Source organism: Burkholderia sp. BCC0397, assembly GCF_902832865.1.
In the GTDB taxonomy this organism is placed as follows: Bacteria; Pseudomonadota; Gammaproteobacteria; order Burkholderiales; family Burkholderiaceae; genus Burkholderia.
In genome coordinates, this window is sequence record NZ_CADFDL010000004.1 from 150,599 (window position 1) to 165,109 (window position 14,511).

15 protein-coding genes are annotated in these 14,511 nt (G+C 69.9%); 8 read left to right on the top strand and 7 right to left on the bottom strand.

The window, feature by feature from the left end:
• Positions 1-54: 54 nt before the first annotated feature.
• Positions 55-1,122: a biotin-dependent carboxyltransferase family protein gene (locus HWX03_RS14795; RefSeq protein WP_174434773.1), complete on the bottom strand. Its 1,068-nt coding sequence runs from the start codon at positions 1,120-1,122 to the stop codon at positions 55-57.
• Positions 1,119-1,775 (bottom strand): 5-oxoprolinase subunit PxpB, encoded by a 657-nt coding sequence (gene pxpB, locus HWX03_RS14800; RefSeq protein ID WP_175822966.1) that lies wholly within the window; start codon positions 1,773-1,775, stop codon positions 1,119-1,121. Before pxpB ends, HWX03_RS14795 begins: the two co-directional genes overlap by 4 nt.
• A gap of 149 nt (positions 1,776-1,924) precedes the next feature.
• Between pxpB and HWX03_RS14805 the strand changes: the two genes are divergently transcribed.
• Complete coding sequence (locus HWX03_RS14805; protein WP_208449967.1) at positions 1,925-2,437, top strand: winged helix DNA-binding protein; 513 nt, start codon at positions 1,925-1,927, stop codon at positions 2,435-2,437.
• Between the two features lie 74 nt (positions 2,438-2,511).
• On the opposite strand, the gene HWX03_RS14810 is transcribed toward HWX03_RS14805, so the two are convergent.
• On the bottom strand, positions 2,512-3,120 hold the full coding sequence (locus HWX03_RS14810) for a 5-formyltetrahydrofolate cyclo-ligase (RefSeq protein ID WP_175871700.1): 609 nt from the start codon (positions 3,118-3,120) through the stop codon (positions 2,512-2,514).
• Positions 3,121-3,128: 8 nt separating this feature from the next.
• On the opposite strand from HWX03_RS14810, the gene HWX03_RS14815 reads away from it, so the two are divergent.
• The 4 genes from HWX03_RS14815 to HWX03_RS14830 all read left to right on the top strand — a co-directional run bounded on the left by HWX03_RS14815 (position 3,129) and on the right by HWX03_RS14830 (position 8,050).
• Positions 3,129-5,081, top strand: a complete 1,953-nt coding sequence (locus HWX03_RS14815) for a lytic transglycosylase domain-containing protein (protein WP_175871701.1) — start codon at positions 3,129-3,131, stop codon at positions 5,079-5,081.
• A 57-nt stretch (positions 5,082-5,138) separates the two neighbouring features.
• Complete coding sequence (locus HWX03_RS14820; protein ID WP_175822963.1) at positions 5,139-6,098, top strand: complex I NDUFA9 subunit family protein; 960 nt, start codon at positions 5,139-5,141, stop codon at positions 6,096-6,098.
• Between the two features lie 66 nt (positions 6,099-6,164).
• Positions 6,165-6,812, top strand: coding sequence for a glutathione S-transferase family protein (locus HWX03_RS14825; RefSeq protein ID WP_175871702.1), 648 nt, complete (start codon positions 6,165-6,167; stop codon positions 6,810-6,812).
• Positions 6,809-8,050, top strand: coding sequence for a multifunctional CCA addition/repair protein (locus HWX03_RS14830; RefSeq protein ID WP_175871703.1), 1,242 nt, complete (start codon positions 6,809-6,811; stop codon positions 8,048-8,050). The genes HWX03_RS14825 and HWX03_RS14830 overlap by 4 nt, the downstream gene beginning before the upstream one ends.
• A 42-nt stretch (positions 8,051-8,092) precedes the next feature.
• Here HWX03_RS14830 and HWX03_RS14835 read toward each other — a convergent pair whose 3' ends face one another.
• The gene (locus tag HWX03_RS14835; protein WP_175871704.1) at positions 8,093-8,872 is read right to left on the bottom strand and encodes an XRE family transcriptional regulator; all 780 of its coding nucleotides are present in this window, start codon (positions 8,870-8,872) and stop codon (positions 8,093-8,095) included.
• A gap of 377 nt (positions 8,873-9,249) precedes the next feature.
• Between HWX03_RS14835 and HWX03_RS14840 the strand changes: the two genes are divergently transcribed.
• Positions 9,250-11,100 (top strand): M24 family metallopeptidase, encoded by a 1,851-nt coding sequence (locus HWX03_RS14840; protein WP_175871705.1) that lies wholly within the window; start codon positions 9,250-9,252, stop codon positions 11,098-11,100.
• Between the two features lie 49 nt (positions 11,101-11,149).
• Here the strand turns inward: HWX03_RS14840 and HWX03_RS14845 are convergent, their stop codons facing one another.
• The 3 genes from HWX03_RS14845 to flgA form a co-directional block, all read right to left on the bottom strand.
• Complete coding sequence (locus HWX03_RS14845) at positions 11,150-11,590, bottom strand: flagellar protein FlgN (protein WP_174390138.1); 441 nt, start codon at positions 11,588-11,590, stop codon at positions 11,150-11,152.
• Positions 11,591-11,668: 78 nt separating this feature from the next.
• Positions 11,669-11,998, bottom strand: a complete 330-nt coding sequence (gene flgM / locus HWX03_RS14850; RefSeq protein ID WP_175871706.1) for a flagellar biosynthesis anti-sigma factor FlgM — start codon at positions 11,996-11,998, stop codon at positions 11,669-11,671.
• Between the two features lie 117 nt (positions 11,999-12,115).
• A complete protein-coding gene (gene flgA / locus HWX03_RS14855) occupies positions 12,116-13,342 on the bottom strand; it encodes a flagellar basal body P-ring formation chaperone FlgA (protein ID WP_175871707.1) in 1,227 nt (408 codons plus the stop codon).
• Positions 13,343-13,546: 204 nt separating this feature from the next.
• Between flgA and flgB the strand changes: the two genes are divergently transcribed.
• Both flgB and flgC read left to right on the top strand, forming a co-directional pair.
• Positions 13,547-14,035: a flagellar basal body rod protein FlgB gene (gene flgB / locus HWX03_RS14860; protein ID WP_175871708.1), complete on the top strand. Its 489-nt coding sequence runs from the start codon at positions 13,547-13,549 to the stop codon at positions 14,033-14,035.
• Between the two features lie 40 nt (positions 14,036-14,075).
• Positions 14,076-14,501 carry a flagellar basal body rod protein FlgC gene (flgC, locus tag HWX03_RS14865; RefSeq protein WP_174433294.1) on the top strand — a complete coding sequence of 142 codons (426 nt, stop codon included), beginning with the start codon at positions 14,076-14,078 and terminating at the stop codon, positions 14,499-14,501.
• Positions 14,502-14,511 lie beyond the last annotated feature (10 nt).

Sequence of the window (14,511 nt, forward strand, 5' to 3'; positions counted from 1 at the left end):
TGTTCCTCGTCCACTGGTTGCGTGGCGCGTCTTTCGCTGCTGCTTCCGCCATTGTCACGCCGCGCGCGATTGCGCGCGGCGGCGCGCTTCCTCGCGCATCTCGATCGCGACGTCGATCTGCCGCAGGTACGCCCGTTCCGCGACGAGGGCGGCGCGCGCGGCGTCGAGTGTCGTGCGCACGAAGCGGATCGGCAGGTTGAGCCGCGCCTGCGCGAGCTTCCACAGGTCGGCGCGGATCACCGTGCCGATCTTCGGGTAGCCGCCGGTGGTCTGCGCGTCGTGCATCAGCACGATCGGCTGGCCGTTCGGCGGCACCTGGATCGTGCCGGGCAGCACCGCGTGCGACAGCAGCTCGACCGGCCGCTCGCGCACGAGCTCGGCACCGGCGAGCCGATAGCCCATCCGGTTGCTGTTCGCGGTGACGAGCCATTCCTCGTTCCAGAACGCCTGCTGCGAATCGGCCGCGAACGATGCGTAGTCGGGGCCCGGCAGCACGCGCACGGGCATCGCCCACGGCGCATGCGCGGGGCGGTGACGGCGCGGCGGCTCGTCGACGCGCACGAATGCGCACCACGCCGGCGCCTTCACGCCGAATTCGGGCGCATCGGCCGCGAGGCAGCCCGCGCCGGCCGGCGGCACGCCGACCGGGAGCCGGTCGCCGTCGCGCAGTGTGCGGCCGCCGAGGCCGCCGAAGCGCGACGCGAGATCGGTGCTGCGCGAGCCGAGCATCGGCAGCACGTCGATGCCGCCCGCGATGCACAGGTAGCCGCGCATGCCGCGTTTCGCGGCCGGCAGCACGAGCGTCTGCCCGGCGTCGACCGGCAGGCTCCACCACGAATGCACGGGCTTGCCGTCGAGCGTCGCGCCGAACTCGGTGCCGGTGATCGCGATGCGGGTGGCGCGCGTGAAGCGGAACGTGGCGGGGCCGATCGTGATTTCGACGGCCGCCGCGTCGGGGCGGTTGCCGACCAGCCGGTTGCCGACTTCGAGCGCGAGACTGTCGAGCGCGCCGCCCTGCGCGACGCCGAGATGGCGTGTGCCGCGGCGCCCGAGATCCTGCACGGTCGACAGCGGGCCGGCCCGCACGACCTCGATGGTGCCCGGTGCGTTGCTCTGGGTCATCGTGCGTCGACTCCCGCAATGGTGAAGCGTACGCGGTCGCCGGGCAGCAGCAGCGTCGGCTGCGGCCGCGCCGGATCGAACAGCAACTGCGACGTGCGGCCGATCAGTTGCCAGCCGCCGGGCGACGTGGCCGGGTAGATGCCCGTCTGCGCGCCGCCGATGCCGACCGAGCCGGCCGGCACCTCGAGGCGCGGCGCCGCGCGGCGCGGCGTGTGCAGCGACGCGTCGAGGCCGCCCAGATACGCGAAGCCCGGCTGGAACCCGACGAAGAACACGACGTAGGCGCCGGCCGCGTGGCGCGCGACGACCTCGTCGGCCGACAGGCCCGTGTGGGCGGCGACGGCCGCCAGGTCGGGGCCGGCGGCACCGCCGTACTCGACCGGGATCTCGACCTCGCGGCCGTCCGCGTGCTCGACGTCGGCCGTCTCCCACGCGTCGCGCAGCGCGGGCGTGAGCGAGTCGGCCGTCGCGGCGAGCGCGTCGAACACGATGGTCAGGTTGTTCATGCCGGGGACGACGTCGATCACGTCGGGCCACGCGCGCGCGGCCTCGGCCACGGCCCAGACGCGGCGCTGGCAATCGAGCGTGGCGGGTGGCGGCACCTCGCAGACGAGGGCGGCATCGCCGAGCGGATAAATGCGGGGTTGCGTCATCGGACTGGCACGGTTCGGACGGCAATGTTAGCGCACATTGTCGATAAAATATCGACAACTTCTCAATAAGCGTTTTCGCCTAGCTCGTATGCCGGGGCTTCTGGCGTACACTCGGGCACATCCTGTCATCCGGCTTGCGCCGCCTTTCCATGAAGCGTCCTGCGACCAAGATCGTGTCATCCGAACACCTCGTTTCCGATTCGAGCGCGGAGCTGTCGGAGCTCGAATACGGGCTCATCATGGCCGGCAACGCGTTCAACCGCTGGATGGTGCGCTGCATGTCGGCGGCGGGCGCGAAGGACATGACGGCGGTCGAGGTCTCGCTGCTGCATCACGTCAGCCATCGCGAACGCAAGAAGAAGCTCGCCGACATCTGCTTCGTGCTCAATATCGAGGATACGCACGTCGCGACCTATGCGCTGAAAAAACTGATCGCCCGCGGCTATGTGAAGAGCGAGAAAAACGGCAAGGAAGTGTTCTTCTTCGCGACCGACGCGGGTCGCGACCTGTGCCTGAAGTATCGCGAGGTGCGCGAGCACTGCCTGATCGAGACGCTGAAGGACAGCGGCCTCACCAACGCGCAGATCGGCGACGCGGCGCAGTTGCTGCGCCACGCATCGGGCCTCTACGACACGGCCGCGCGCGCGGCGGCGTCGCTGTAAACGATTGCGGAAACGGTCGGGCGCGGCGACGCGCTCACGGGCAGGCGGCGACGATCGCGGCGCCGCGCGCGGCATTATCCGGCGGCCGGGTAGAGCGCGCCGTCGGTGACGATCCAGCGCAGCGCGAGATCGTGCGCTTCGGCCGGCAGCGCATCGACGCGGCACGCTTCGTACGCGATGCCGACCGTCACGGGCAGCGCGTCGCCCGGCCAGGCGGCGAGCGTGCGGTCGTAGTAGCCGCCGCCGTAGCCGAGCCGGTAGCGCTGCGGATCGAATCCCAGACAGGGAATCAGCAAGAGATCGGGCACGACGACGATTCCCGACGCCGGTTCGGGAATCCGGTGATGACCTTCGCGCATCGGCGTGTGCGCGTCCCACGCGTGGAACGCGAGCGGCGTGTGTCGCTCGCCGATCACCGGCAACGCGGCGCACCGGCCGGCGCCCGCCGCGCACCATGCGAGCACCGCGTCGCGCGCATCGAATTCGCCCGGCAGCGGCCAGTAGAACCCGACCGTGCGCGGCGCCAGGCGGTCGAGCAGCGTGCGCAGCCGCGCATCGAGCGCGGCGTTCGCGGCGGGCTGCGACGCGGCGTCGCGACGGGCGCCGGACAGCGTTTTGCGCAGCGCAACCTTCGGGTTCGGCACAGGGTTGCGTGCTATGCTTTCGCTCAATTCGTGCTCCATTCAAAACGATGTCGAACAGCCTTTTCCGAGTATATCGCGCGGTCGCGCTGGCGCTTTCTGCCGTCGCGCTCGTCGCGGGCACGGCCGCATGCGCCGCGCCGAACGACGACACGCTCCCCGGGGATGACCAGATCTTCGTGCAGCTTCGCGAAGCCGCACGCCGCAACGACGCCGCGAAGGCCGCGCAGCTCGCGTCGATGATCCCGAACTATCCGGTTCCGTCCTACGTCGAGTATTTCCAGATCAAGCCGCAGTTGTTCGATTCGACGGGCCGCGCGCGCGTCGATGCGCCGGACGCGCCCGTGCAGTCGTTCCTGCAGCGCTACGATGGCCAGGCGATCGCCGATCGCCTGCGCAACGACTACCTGCTCGTGCTCGGCGCGCGCCACGACTGGCGCAATTTCGACGACCAGTACAAGCGCTTCGTGCTCGACGACGACACGCAGGTCAAGTGCTACGCGCTCGAATCGCGCGCGGCGCGCAACGAGAACGTCGCCGAGGCGGCGCGCGCGCTGCTCGTCGAACCGAAGAACTACGGCGACGCATGTGTCGACCTGATCACCGCGCTCGCCGTCAACCAGCAGTTCACGAGCGACGACGTGTGGCAGCAGGCGCGCCTCGCGTACGAGCAGAACTACACGACGCTCGGCGGCAAGATCGTCGACGCGCTCGGCCCGCGCCCGGTTGGCTTCGACCAGGCGACGAGCGCGCCGCCGCTGTATCTCGCGCGCGGCGTCGGCCCCGATGCCGCGTCGCATCAGATCGCGCTGATCGCACTGAGCCGCATGGCGCGCAACGACCCGGACGCGGCCGCCGGGATGCTGACGACGGTCGCGCCTTCGCTGACCAAGCAGGAACAGGCGATCGCGTGGGGCGCGATCGGCTACCAGGGCGCGATCAAGCGCTCGCCGATGGCGTCGGTCTGGTACGCGAAATCGGCGAATGCGCAGTTGTCGAACCCGGGCTACGAATGGCGCACGCGCGCCGCGCTGCTCGCCGGCAACTGGCCGATGGTGCGCTGGTCGATCGAGCAGATGCCGCCGTCGCTGCGCAACGATCCGGCGTGGATCTACTGGCATGCGCGCGCGCTCAAGCAGAGCGGCGACACGCTGCAGGCGAACCAGGAATTTGAGCAGGTCGCCGGCCAGTTCAACTTCTACGGGCAGTTGGCCGGCGAAGAGCTCGGCCAGCGCACGATGATCCCGCCGCGCACGAAGGTGAGCGACGCCGAGATCGACGCGATGGGCAAGATTCCGGGCTTCGCGCTCGCGCAACGCTTCTACGCGCTGAACCTGCGCCTCGAGGGCAATCGCGAATGGAACTGGCCGTTGCGCGGGATGACCGATCGCCAGCTGCTCGCGGCCGCCGAATACGGCAAGCGCGTCGAGCTGCTCGATCGCACGGTCAACACGGCCGACCGCACGAAGGCCGAGCACGACTTCACGCTGCGCTATCCGTCGCCGTACCGCACGACCGTCGAGCGCTATGCGCAGTCGACGGGCCTCGACGTCGAATGGGCGTACGGGCTGATCCGTCAGGAATCGCGCTTCATCATCAGCGCGCGTTCGTCGGTGGGCGCGGGCGGCCTGATGCAGCTGATGCCGGCGACGGCCCAGATGGTCGCGAAGAAGCTCGGCATGGGCTCGATCTCGCGTGCGCAGATGCACGACATCGACACCAACATCCAGCTCGGCACCTGGTATCTGGCTGACATCTACAACAACTTCGACAGCTCGCCGGTGCTCGCCACCGCCGGCTACAACGCGGGCCCGGGCCGGCCGCGCCAGTGGCGCCAGGTGTTGACGCAGCCGGTCGAAGGCGCGATCTTCGCGGAGACGATTCCGTTCAACGAGACGCGCGACTACGTGAAGAACGTGCTGTCGAACACCGTCTATTACGCGGCGCTCTTCGAGGGCAAACCGCAGTCGTTGAAGAAACGTCTAGGCATGATCTCGCCCTGATAAGCAATCTTCACACTGCCGCGCGAGACGCGGCAGTGTTCTTTTGAGGCTCACATCATGGATCGCCAGACCGTCGCGCTGCTGGGCGGCACCGGCTTCATCGGCAGCCGGCTCGTCAATGCGCTGATCGACGCCGGCAAGCAGGTACGGATCGGCACGCGCCGGCGCGACCACGCGCGCCACCTGCAGATGCTGCCGGTCGAGATCGTCGAACTCGACGCGCTCGATACGCGCACGCTCGCGCGCTTCGTCGCCGGCGCGCAGGCGGCGATCAACCTGATCGGCGTGCTGCACGGCGGCCGCGGCACGCCGTACGGGCCCGGCTTCGCGCGCGCGCACGTCGCGCTGCCGGCCGCGCTGGCAGCCGCGTGCGTGGAGGTCGGCGTGCAGCGCGTGCTGCACATGAGCGCGCTCGGCGCCGATTCGCACGGCGCGAGCATGTACCAGCGCTCGAAGGGCGACGGCGAGGCCGCGCTGCATGCGGTCGCGGCCACCGATTCGCTCGCGCTGACGATCTTCCGTCCGTCGGTCGTGTTCGGCCCCGGCGACGCATTCCTTAACACTTTCGCGAACCTGCAGCGCACGGTGCCCGTGCTGCCGCTCGCGATGCCCGACGCGCGCTTCCAGCCGGTATTCGTCGGCGACGTCGTGCGCGCGTTCGTCAACACGCTCGATCTCGCGGGCGCGCACGGCAAGACCTACGAGCTCGGCGGCCCGACCGTCTACACGCTCGAGCAACTGGTACGCTATTGCGGCACGCTGGTCGGCCGGCAGGCACGCATCGTGCGGCTGCCCGACGCGCTTGCGCGGCTGCAGGCGAGCGTGTTCGAATGTCTGCCCGGCGAGCCGGTGCTCACGCGCGACAATCTCGCGACGATGTCGGTGCCGAACGTGCTGTCGGGGCCGCTCGCGCCGGAACTCGGGATCTCGCCCGCGAGTCTCGAAAGCATTGCGCCCGCGTATCTCGGCGAAGCGACCAAGCGCTCGCGGTTCGACTGGTTCCGCTCGCGTCGCTGATATCCGCGGGGCGCCGTGGGCCGGCGCCTTTCTTTTCCTTTTTCGCGTTTTTTCCGGAACCCCGTCATGAAGCTCGTCATTGGAGACAAGAACTACTCGTCGTGGTCGATGCGCCCGTGGGTGCTGCTCGCGCATTTCGGCATCCCGTTCGACGAGATCGTGGTCGAGCTGCGCCGCGACGACACGGCCGCGCGCATCCGCGAATACTCGCCGACCGGCAAGGTGCCGTGCCTGGTCGACGATCACGGCTTTGCGATCTGGGATTCGCTCGCGATCGCCGAGACGCTCGCCGAGCGCTATCCGCAATTCCCGATGTGGCCGGCCGACCCGCTCGCGCGTGCGCATGCGCGCTGCGTATCCGCCGAGATGCATTCGGGCTTCGCCGCGCTGCGCACGCAGATGGGCATGAGCATCCGCGCGTCGATGCCGGGGCGCGGCGCGACGCCCGATGCGCTCGCCGACGTCGCGCGCATCGACGGGCTGTGGAGCGAATGCATCGAGGCATCGGGCGGGCCGTTCCTGTTCGGCGAATTCGGGATTGCCGATGCGATGTATGCGCCCGTCGTGATGCGCTTCAACACGTATGCGCCGGCGCTGTCGCCGGAGGCGGCCGGCTATTCGGCGCGCGTGACGGCGCTGCCGGCGGTGCAGCGGTGGATCGATGCCGCGCGCCGCGAAACCAACGTGATCGCCGACTACGAACCGCAGCCATGAACATCTACGCAGTAGGCGGAGCGATCCGCGACGAATTGCTCGGCGTGCCGGTGCAGGACCGCGACTACGTGGTGGTGGGCGCGACGCCCGAGCAGATGACCGCGCAGGGCTTCCGGCCGGTCGGCAAGGATTTTCCGGTGTTCCTGCATCCGCAGACGCAGGAGGAATACGCGCTGGCGCGTACCGAGCGCAAGACGGCGGCCGGCTATCACGGCTTCCAGTTCCATTACGCGCCGGATGTAACGCTCGACGAGGATCTCGCGCGGCGCGACCTGACGATCAACGCGATGGCGCGCGAGGTGAGCCCGGAAGGCACGCTGGTCGGCCCGGTGATCGATCCGTTCGACGGGCAGGCCGACCTGCGCGCGCGCGTGTTCCGGCACGTGAGCGACGCGTTCGTCGAGGATCCGGTGCGGATCCTGCGCATCGCGCGCTTCGCCGCGCGGTTCGCGGATTTCACGGTCGCGGACGAAACGCTCGCGCTGATGCGGCGGATGGTCGACGCGGGCGAGGTCGACGCGCTCGTGCCCGAACGCGTGTGGCAGGAAATCGCGCGCGGGCTGATGGAGGCGACGCCGTCGCGGATGTTCGCGGTGCTGCGCGAATGCGGCGCGCTCGCGCGCATCCTGCCCGAGGTCGACGCGCTGTGGGGCGTGCCGCAGCGCGCCGATTACCACCCGGAAGTCGATACCGGCGTGCACGTGATGATGGTCGTCGACTACGCGGCGAAGCAGGGCTATTCGCTGGCGGTGCGCTTCGCGGCGCTGACGCACGACCTCGGCAAGGGGACGACGCCCGCGGACGTGCTGCCGCGCCACGTCGGCCACGAAAGCCGCAGCGTCGAGCTGCTCAAGCCGTTGTGCGAGCGGCTGCGCGTGCCGAACGAATGCCGCGATCTCGCGCTGGTGGTCGCGCGCGAGCACGGCAACCTGCATCGCGTGATGGAGATGGGCGCGGCCGCGCTGGTGCGGCTGTTCGAGCGCAGCGACGCGCTGCGCAAGCCGGCTCGCTTCGCCGAGCTGCTGCAGGCCTGCGAATCGGATGCGCGCGGGCGGCTCGGGCTCGATGCGCAGCCGTATCCACAGGCCGAGCGGCTACGCGTCGCGCTCGCGGCGGCGCGCAGCGTCGATGCCGGCGCGATCGCGCGCGGCATCGGCAACGACACGGAGAAGATCAAGGAAGCCGTGCACCGCGCGCGGATCCAGGCCGTCGCGCAGGCGCTCGCGATCGGCGAGTAGGCGGCGCGGAACCGGGCGCGCGGCATGTGCGCCCGCCAGCCGTTACGGTTTCTTCTTGCGTGCCGGGGGCGCGGCCGCCGGGCGCTTGCCGGCAGCGGCGCGCGGCTTCGCCGACACCTTCTTGTCGGCTGCGCCGGCCCTGGACGGTCGTGCCGCGGCGTCGTCGCGATCATCCCGTTTGGGCGCCGGCGCGCGGCGGCTCACGCGCGGCTCGCCAGCGGCGGGCCGACCGATATCCATCGTCTCGGACACGAATTCCGCAGAACTGTCATCGAACAGCGGCAGCGTGCTGACGGTGATCAGCTCGACCGGCCCCGCGCCGACATTGGCCACGCGATGCCGCTTGCGCGCGTCGAAGTGCAGCGAGTCGCCGGACGTCAGCGGGTAATCCTTCCTGCCGACCGTGTAGCAGACGCGGCCAGCCAGCACGTACACGAATTCGTCGCCGCCGTGCGCGACCCATTCCGACCGGTAGCCAGCCATCATCTGCACCTTCAGCGCATTGATCTGGCTGCCGTCGAACGTGGTGGACAGCCGCTCGTACCATTGCGACGCGGCGTCGAGCGCGTACGGCTTGCGGCTGCCCTCGTGCGAATCGGGCTGCGCCTGGCGCGGCTGCTCGATCAGCGTGCCGAGCGGCACACCCAGCGCCTTCGCGACGTTGACGAGCGACGACAGCGAGATGCCCGTCAGATGGCGCTCGACCTGCGACAGGAAGCCGACCGACAGTTTCGCTTCGGTCGCGACTTCCAGCAGCGTCTTCTTCGCTTCCCGGCGCAGGCGGCGAATGCGCTGGCCGATACGCATGAGGTCTGAATCCATGAATCTCTTTCGTGGCAACGAGTCGGTGCGCGGGCGCAGCGGCGGGCGGTCGCCGGGGCGGCGAGGCCGGCGCATTGTACCGCGCAGCGTCGCCGGGCGAAGTGACGACGCTGTGCCGAGATCCGCAGGCCGCGCGCCGATTTTAGTCCTACGAAAATTTTGGCTTGACCGCGATTTCGGCCTGCTCTAGATTCTGTCGCGCATCAAACAAAGTTAAGTGAGACAAAAATTTGCCGAGGGCGGCCGCTGGAACCGCGGCGCGGCCCGGCCGCGCGTCGCGCCATGCGCGACCTGCGCCGCGGCGACGTGTCGTGTCAGGCAGGCGCGACGCCGCGACACGCCGCCGGCCGCCGACAACGATGAATAACGGGCATCCGATGATCGATCGACTGAAATACAGCTTCTCCGGCCTTCCCCCGTACGACGCGTCCGTCGCCGATACGCAGGCCGGCCTGTCGCGCCTGCTCGATGCCGCGCGACTTGATGCGGTGCTGATCACGTCGCAGGACGAATACGTGACCGAGTACCTGCCGCGCAGCAACAACCCGCGCTACGCGGTGTCCGGCTTCGACGGCTCGGCCGGCTGCGGGATATTCCTGAGCGCGGCGACCGCGCAGGCGCTCGGTGTGCCGCCGTTCGTGCTGTTCGTCGACGGCCGCTATCACTTCCAGGCCGACGAGCAGTGCGATCCGGCGCGCGTGCGCGTCGAGAAGCTCGGCATCAACGTGACGATCTGGCAGGCGATGGCCGACTGGCTGGTCGCGCACGCGAGCCGGCTCGCGCGGGTCGGCTACGACGCGCGGCGGATCAGCGTCGCGCAGCGCAACCGGCTGTTCGAGCAGACGCAGGCCGCGTCGCTCGACTGGGCGAGCCTCGCCGATCGCGAGATCGACCGCGCGATCGCGCTGCCGGGCTGGAACGTCGAGCGGCCGATCTTCGAGATCCCGGCCGCGATGACCGGCCTGAGCGTCGCGCAAAACCTCGACGCGCTGAACCGGCAGCTCGCCGCGCATACCGGCGCGGCCGACGGCAAGACGGCGTTCTTCACCTGCGCGTCGGACGATCTCGCGTATCTGCTGAACAGCCGCGGCTATCACATCCCGAATGCGTCGTCGCACCTCGGCTTCCTGTTCGCGATCGGCGGGCAGGTGGCGTTGTTCTTGCCGGAAGGCTGCGACCGTTGCGAGGTCGCGCTCGATTCGTATCCGGCGCTGCACGTGATCCGGCGCGACGTCGCGGCGCTCGAGCGCTTCCTCGCGCAGTTCGCGGTCGAGCACGTGTGCTACGGCTTCGAATCGGTGAACTGCGCGCTCGTCGACGCGGTGAACCGGGTGTGGCCGCACGCGCGGCACGCCGATTTCAACCCGGTCGAGGCGCTGCGGGCGAGCAAGACGCCGGCCGTGCTCGAGCACTTTCGCGACGCGTTCGCGCGCAGCTCCGCGGCGATCGCCGAGACGATGCGCTGGGCGAAGACCGGCGAGCCGGGCGTGCGCCACACCGAGTACGACCTCGCGCGCACGATCAACGACGCGTACGGCGCCCGTTCGGCGGTCGCGCTGTCGTTTCCGTCGATCGCGGCGAACGGCGCGAACAGCGCCTTCGCGCATTACACGGCGGCGAGCGCCGACGTCGAGCTGACCGAAGGCGAACTCGTGCTGCTCGACAGCGGCGCGTACTACGAAGCCGGCTTCGCGACGGACTGCACGCGCGTCGTGCTGCGCCGCACGCAGCCGGACACGGTCGCGCAGCCGTGGCAGCGCGAGATCTACACGGTCGCGCTGAAGGCCTGCATCAAGGGGCTCGCCGCGCGCTTTCCGGCCACCGCGAAGGGCGGCGACGTCGATGCGCTGGTGCGGCAGGTGTGCCGCGATCATGGCCACGATTTCGGCCACGGCACCGGGCACGGCGTCGGGATTCACGTCCACGAGGGCGGCGTGCGGTTCGCGCCGGGCGCGCAGTACGGGCTGGTGCCGAATGCGGTGATTTCGGTCGAACCGGGCATCTACCTGCCGGGCAAGGGCGGCGTGCGGATCGAGAACATCGTGATCGTGCGGCCGGACGACGCGCAGCCCGACACCGTGACGTTCGAGAACATCGTGACGGTCGGCTACGACTGGGACCTGATCGATCTGGATCTGCTGGACGACGCCGAGCGCGCGTACCTGCGCGACTACGAGCGGCTGTGCGTGGAGCGCGGCACGCAGGTCACCGCGTGTCCGCTGTTGTAACGAAGGGGAAGGCAGGGGCGCGGCCGCCGGGCGGCCGCGCGGCGCGACGTCAGCGCGTCAGCGCCGAGACGCGTCCGTCCGGGCCGTAGACGCCGGCCGGCGCGGGTGCCGAGCGCAGCACCGCGAGCGCGCGTTCGTTGTAGTCCATCCGGATCCGGATCAGCATTCCGTTGTTCGCGTTGGCCTGACGCGCGCGTTCGGCGGCCTGCTGCAGCAATTGCCAGCGGCCCGCGAGGCGCGCATCGTGCTCGGCCGCCTGGTCCATGCCTTTCTTGCCGGCCGGAAAGCCGAGCGCGGAAAGCTGCGTGTCGCGCGTGCGTTCGAGCTGCGCGAGCCGGTCGATCAGTTCGCTTTTCTTCTCGACGATCCCGGGCAGCATCTCGAGCGGCTCGGCCGTCGTCAGCGCCTTTTCCTCGTAGACGAGCAGGGACGCGAACGCTTCGACCGTCGCGTGTTCGTCGTTGACCGTGGCCAGCAGCTCTTCTCTCATCGCGTCATGCTCGTCACGCCGGTGCGTACAAGTGCTGCGCGCGCCGGCAAACCGGGTGAACCGGCCACGAGGCCGGGATTAGCTGCCCTGCGGGCGCTGCTGCTGCAGCAGTTCGCGGGCGGTGTTCAATACGCCGTCGGCAATCTTGTTCGCGTCGATCGTCAGCGTGCCGTTGTTCAGCGCGTCCTTGATCGACTGGACCAGGCCCGCGTCGATATCGGCGTCGCCCGACGCGGATACCGAACGCAGCTGGCCGGACAGACCCGACAGGTTCACGGTCGTGTCGCTGCCGGTCGATCCTGCGTCGGCTGCCTGCCCGGATGACTGGGCCGTGCCGGACGGCGCACGGGCCGCGCCGTTGCCGGTCGGCGCGAGGGGGCTCGGTTTCGGAGTGGAATCGATCTTCACGATGGGTTTCCTGTACGGTTTGACCCAGATAACGGCCGGGTCGGCCCGAACTTTAGCATCGCGAGCCCGAAATGCTCCGAATAAACAATTCTTTACATTCTTGCGGCAGAACCGTCCCTACAGCGGAATTTCGACGGTGCCGGCGTCCTTGACGATCGCCGTGACGATCTGCCCGGCCGCCATCCGCACCCGTACCGACTGGCCGGGCGCCGCATTCGCGAGCGCGCTGCCCTCCGCCGAAATCGTGAAGCCGGGGCCGGCCGCGACGACCCGCACCGTCTGGCCGGCCGACACCGACGCCGCGCTCTTCAGCATGTCCTGCCGCAGCGGCAGCCCGGCCGAGATGCGCGCGAGCGCGGTCGCGCCGACGGCCTGCGCCGGATCGGTGATCACCGCGAGCGGCAGCACCGTCAGGTCGCCGTCGCGCGCGACCAGGTCGGCCGCGGAGAGCGGCTCGCCGGGCGCGATCTGGCGCGCGGCGACGTAATAGGTGGCCTGCACGGCGACCTTCGCCTGCAGGTAGACGGTCCACGGCCGCTCGCCCGCGCAGCGCACGCCGACCGTCGTGCGGCCCCACAGGCGCGCGCCGGTCGGCAAGAACGGTTCGAGCGTCGTGCACGCGGCGAGCCCGCGCGGAAAGGCGGTCGTGACCGTCGCGGTGGTCTTGCCGGGCAGGCCGGCGATCTGCTGCTGCAGGAACGCGAGCGCCGCGCGCCGGATCGTTTCGGGGTCTTGCTGGCCGAGCGGCGTCGCGGGCTGGGCCGCGGCGGCAGCCGGGGCCGGGTTCGCGGAAGCCGCCGCCGTGCGCGGCGCCGCTGTGACCGACGCGGCGCGAGCCGCCGCCAGGCGGGCTGAGGCTGCCGGTTGCGGCGCCGGCCGCGCGGGCGTTGATGCCGGCTCGGCCGTGCCGGCGACGACCGTCGCGATGGCGGCAGGGTCCGCCGCGCGCGGCGACGCGCCGTACCCGGCGTGCGCGCGGGCGGCTGCGTAGACGGGAGCCGGCGCGTGGGCCGGCGCAGCGGCCGGCGGCGGGACGCTCGTCACGACCATCGGGCCGGGCGGTTGCGCCGCGTAGCCGCCGCCGGCCGCGGCGCTCGCCCCGCCGGCCACGCGCTGCGCGCCCGAAGCCGCAGCGCCTCCCGCATTCCCGCCAAACTGCCCGCCGCTCGCCGCGTTGGCGTGCGCGAGCGCGGTTTCGGCCGTCTCGCCGCGCCCGGGAATCACGATCATCCCGTCGTCGGCGTGCACGGCGGGCGCGGCGATCCACAGCGCCGCGGCGAGCGCGAACGCACGCCGGACGTGCGTGAGCCGCCCGTTCCTGTCGCGAAGTGCGCCGCCTGTCATCGCCGTGTCCTCGATCCGTTGATCCGCTTCGCATTCTAGGGAGCGGGGGCGTCGCGCAAACGATGAATAGAGGGGGCCTTTGCCGCGTTATTCGTCCGATTGCCAGTTGCGTCCCGCGCCTACCATCGCTGTCATGGAAAAAAGCCTCTCGGGTCGCCATCCGGTGCGAGGGGCGTGCAGCGCTTCATACGGAGAGACGCACACATGCTGGACAAACTCGATGCGGAATTCGCGTTCGGCCGACAGGCGCTCGACGTGCGCGCCTACCGGCAGGAACTGCTGTCGTCGAACATCGCGAACGCCGACACGCCCGGCTACCAGGCCCGCGACGTCGATTTCGCGTCGACGCTCGCGCGCTCGCTGAAGCAGACGAGCGGCGGCGTGGCGCCGAGCAACGCCGCGCAACTGCCGATGGCGCCGCCGGCCGGCGTGACGAGCGGCATGTCGATGGTGTCGACGGCGCCGGGCCACATGTCCGGCACCGCGAAGCTGATCCCGACCGGCGGCCCGTCGGACGACTACGGCCGCGCGCAATACCGGATGCCGCTGCAGCCTTCGCTCGACGGCAACACGGTCGATCTCGACGTCGAGCGCGTGCAGTTCGCGAACAACGCGCTGCACTACGAAACCGGAATGACCGTGATGACCCAGCAGATCAAGGCGATGATCGCCGCGATCACGACGAACTCGTAAGCGCCGCTTTCGAATCCGGACCCCAGCACAAGGAGCCTCCATGCCTTCGTTGATGAACATCTTCGGCGTCGCCGGTTCGGCGCTGTCCGCGCAATCGCAGCGCCTGAACGTCACCGCGTCGAACCTCGCGAACGCCGACAGCGCGACCGGCCCCGACGGCAAGCCGTACAAGGCCAAGCAGGTCGTGTTCGCGACCGACCCGGTGGGCGGTGCACGCACCGCGTCCGGCCAGGGCGTGGGCGGCGTGCGCGTGACCAAGGTGATGGACGACCCGTCGCCGATGAAGTCGACCTACGACCCGGCGAACCCGGCCGCCGACGCGAACGGCTACGTGCAGATGCCGAACGTCGATCCGGTGCAGGAGATGGTGAACATGATCTCGGCGTCGCGCTCGTACCAGGCCAACGTCGAGACGCTGAACACCGCGAAGACGCTGATGCTCAAGACGCTGACGATCGGCTCGTAAGCCGCGCGTC

Excerpts from the sequence above, each read along its gene's own strand:
- HWX03_RS14795 (WP_174434773.1), bottom strand. The coding sequence starts at position 1,122 with ATGACCCAGAGCAACGCACCGGGCACCATCGAGGTCGTGCGGGCCGGC.
- pxpB (WP_175822966.1), bottom strand. The coding sequence starts at position 1,775 with ATGACGCAACCCCGCATTTATCCGCTCGGCGATGCCGCCCTCGTCTGC.
- HWX03_RS14805 (WP_208449967.1), top strand. The coding sequence starts at position 1,925 with ATGAAGCGTCCTGCGACCAAGATCGTGTCATCCGAACACCTCGTTTCC.
- HWX03_RS14810 (WP_175871700.1), bottom strand. The coding sequence starts at position 3,120 with ATGGAGCACGAATTGAGCGAAAGCATAGCACGCAACCCTGTGCCGAAC.
- HWX03_RS14815 (WP_175871701.1), top strand. The coding sequence starts at position 3,129 with ATGTCGAACAGCCTTTTCCGAGTATATCGCGCGGTCGCGCTGGCGCTT.
- HWX03_RS14820 (WP_175822963.1), top strand. The coding sequence starts at position 5,139 with ATGGATCGCCAGACCGTCGCGCTGCTGGGCGGCACCGGCTTCATCGGC.
- HWX03_RS14825 (WP_175871702.1), top strand. The coding sequence starts at position 6,165 with ATGAAGCTCGTCATTGGAGACAAGAACTACTCGTCGTGGTCGATGCGC.
- HWX03_RS14830 (WP_175871703.1), top strand. The coding sequence starts at position 6,809 with ATGAACATCTACGCAGTAGGCGGAGCGATCCGCGACGAATTGCTCGGC.
- HWX03_RS14835 (WP_175871704.1), bottom strand. The coding sequence starts at position 8,872 with ATGGATTCAGACCTCATGCGTATCGGCCAGCGCATTCGCCGCCTGCGC.
- HWX03_RS14840 (WP_175871705.1), top strand. The coding sequence starts at position 9,250 with ATGATCGATCGACTGAAATACAGCTTCTCCGGCCTTCCCCCGTACGAC.
- HWX03_RS14845 (WP_174390138.1), bottom strand. The coding sequence starts at position 11,590 with ATGAGAGAAGAGCTGCTGGCCACGGTCAACGACGAACACGCGACGGTC.
- flgA (WP_175871707.1), bottom strand. The coding sequence starts at position 13,342 with ATGACAGGCGGCGCACTTCGCGACAGGAACGGGCGGCTCACGCACGTC.
- flgB (WP_175871708.1), top strand. The coding sequence starts at position 13,547 with ATGCTGGACAAACTCGATGCGGAATTCGCGTTCGGCCGACAGGCGCTC.
- flgC (WP_174433294.1), top strand. The coding sequence starts at position 14,076 with ATGCCTTCGTTGATGAACATCTTCGGCGTCGCCGGTTCGGCGCTGTCC.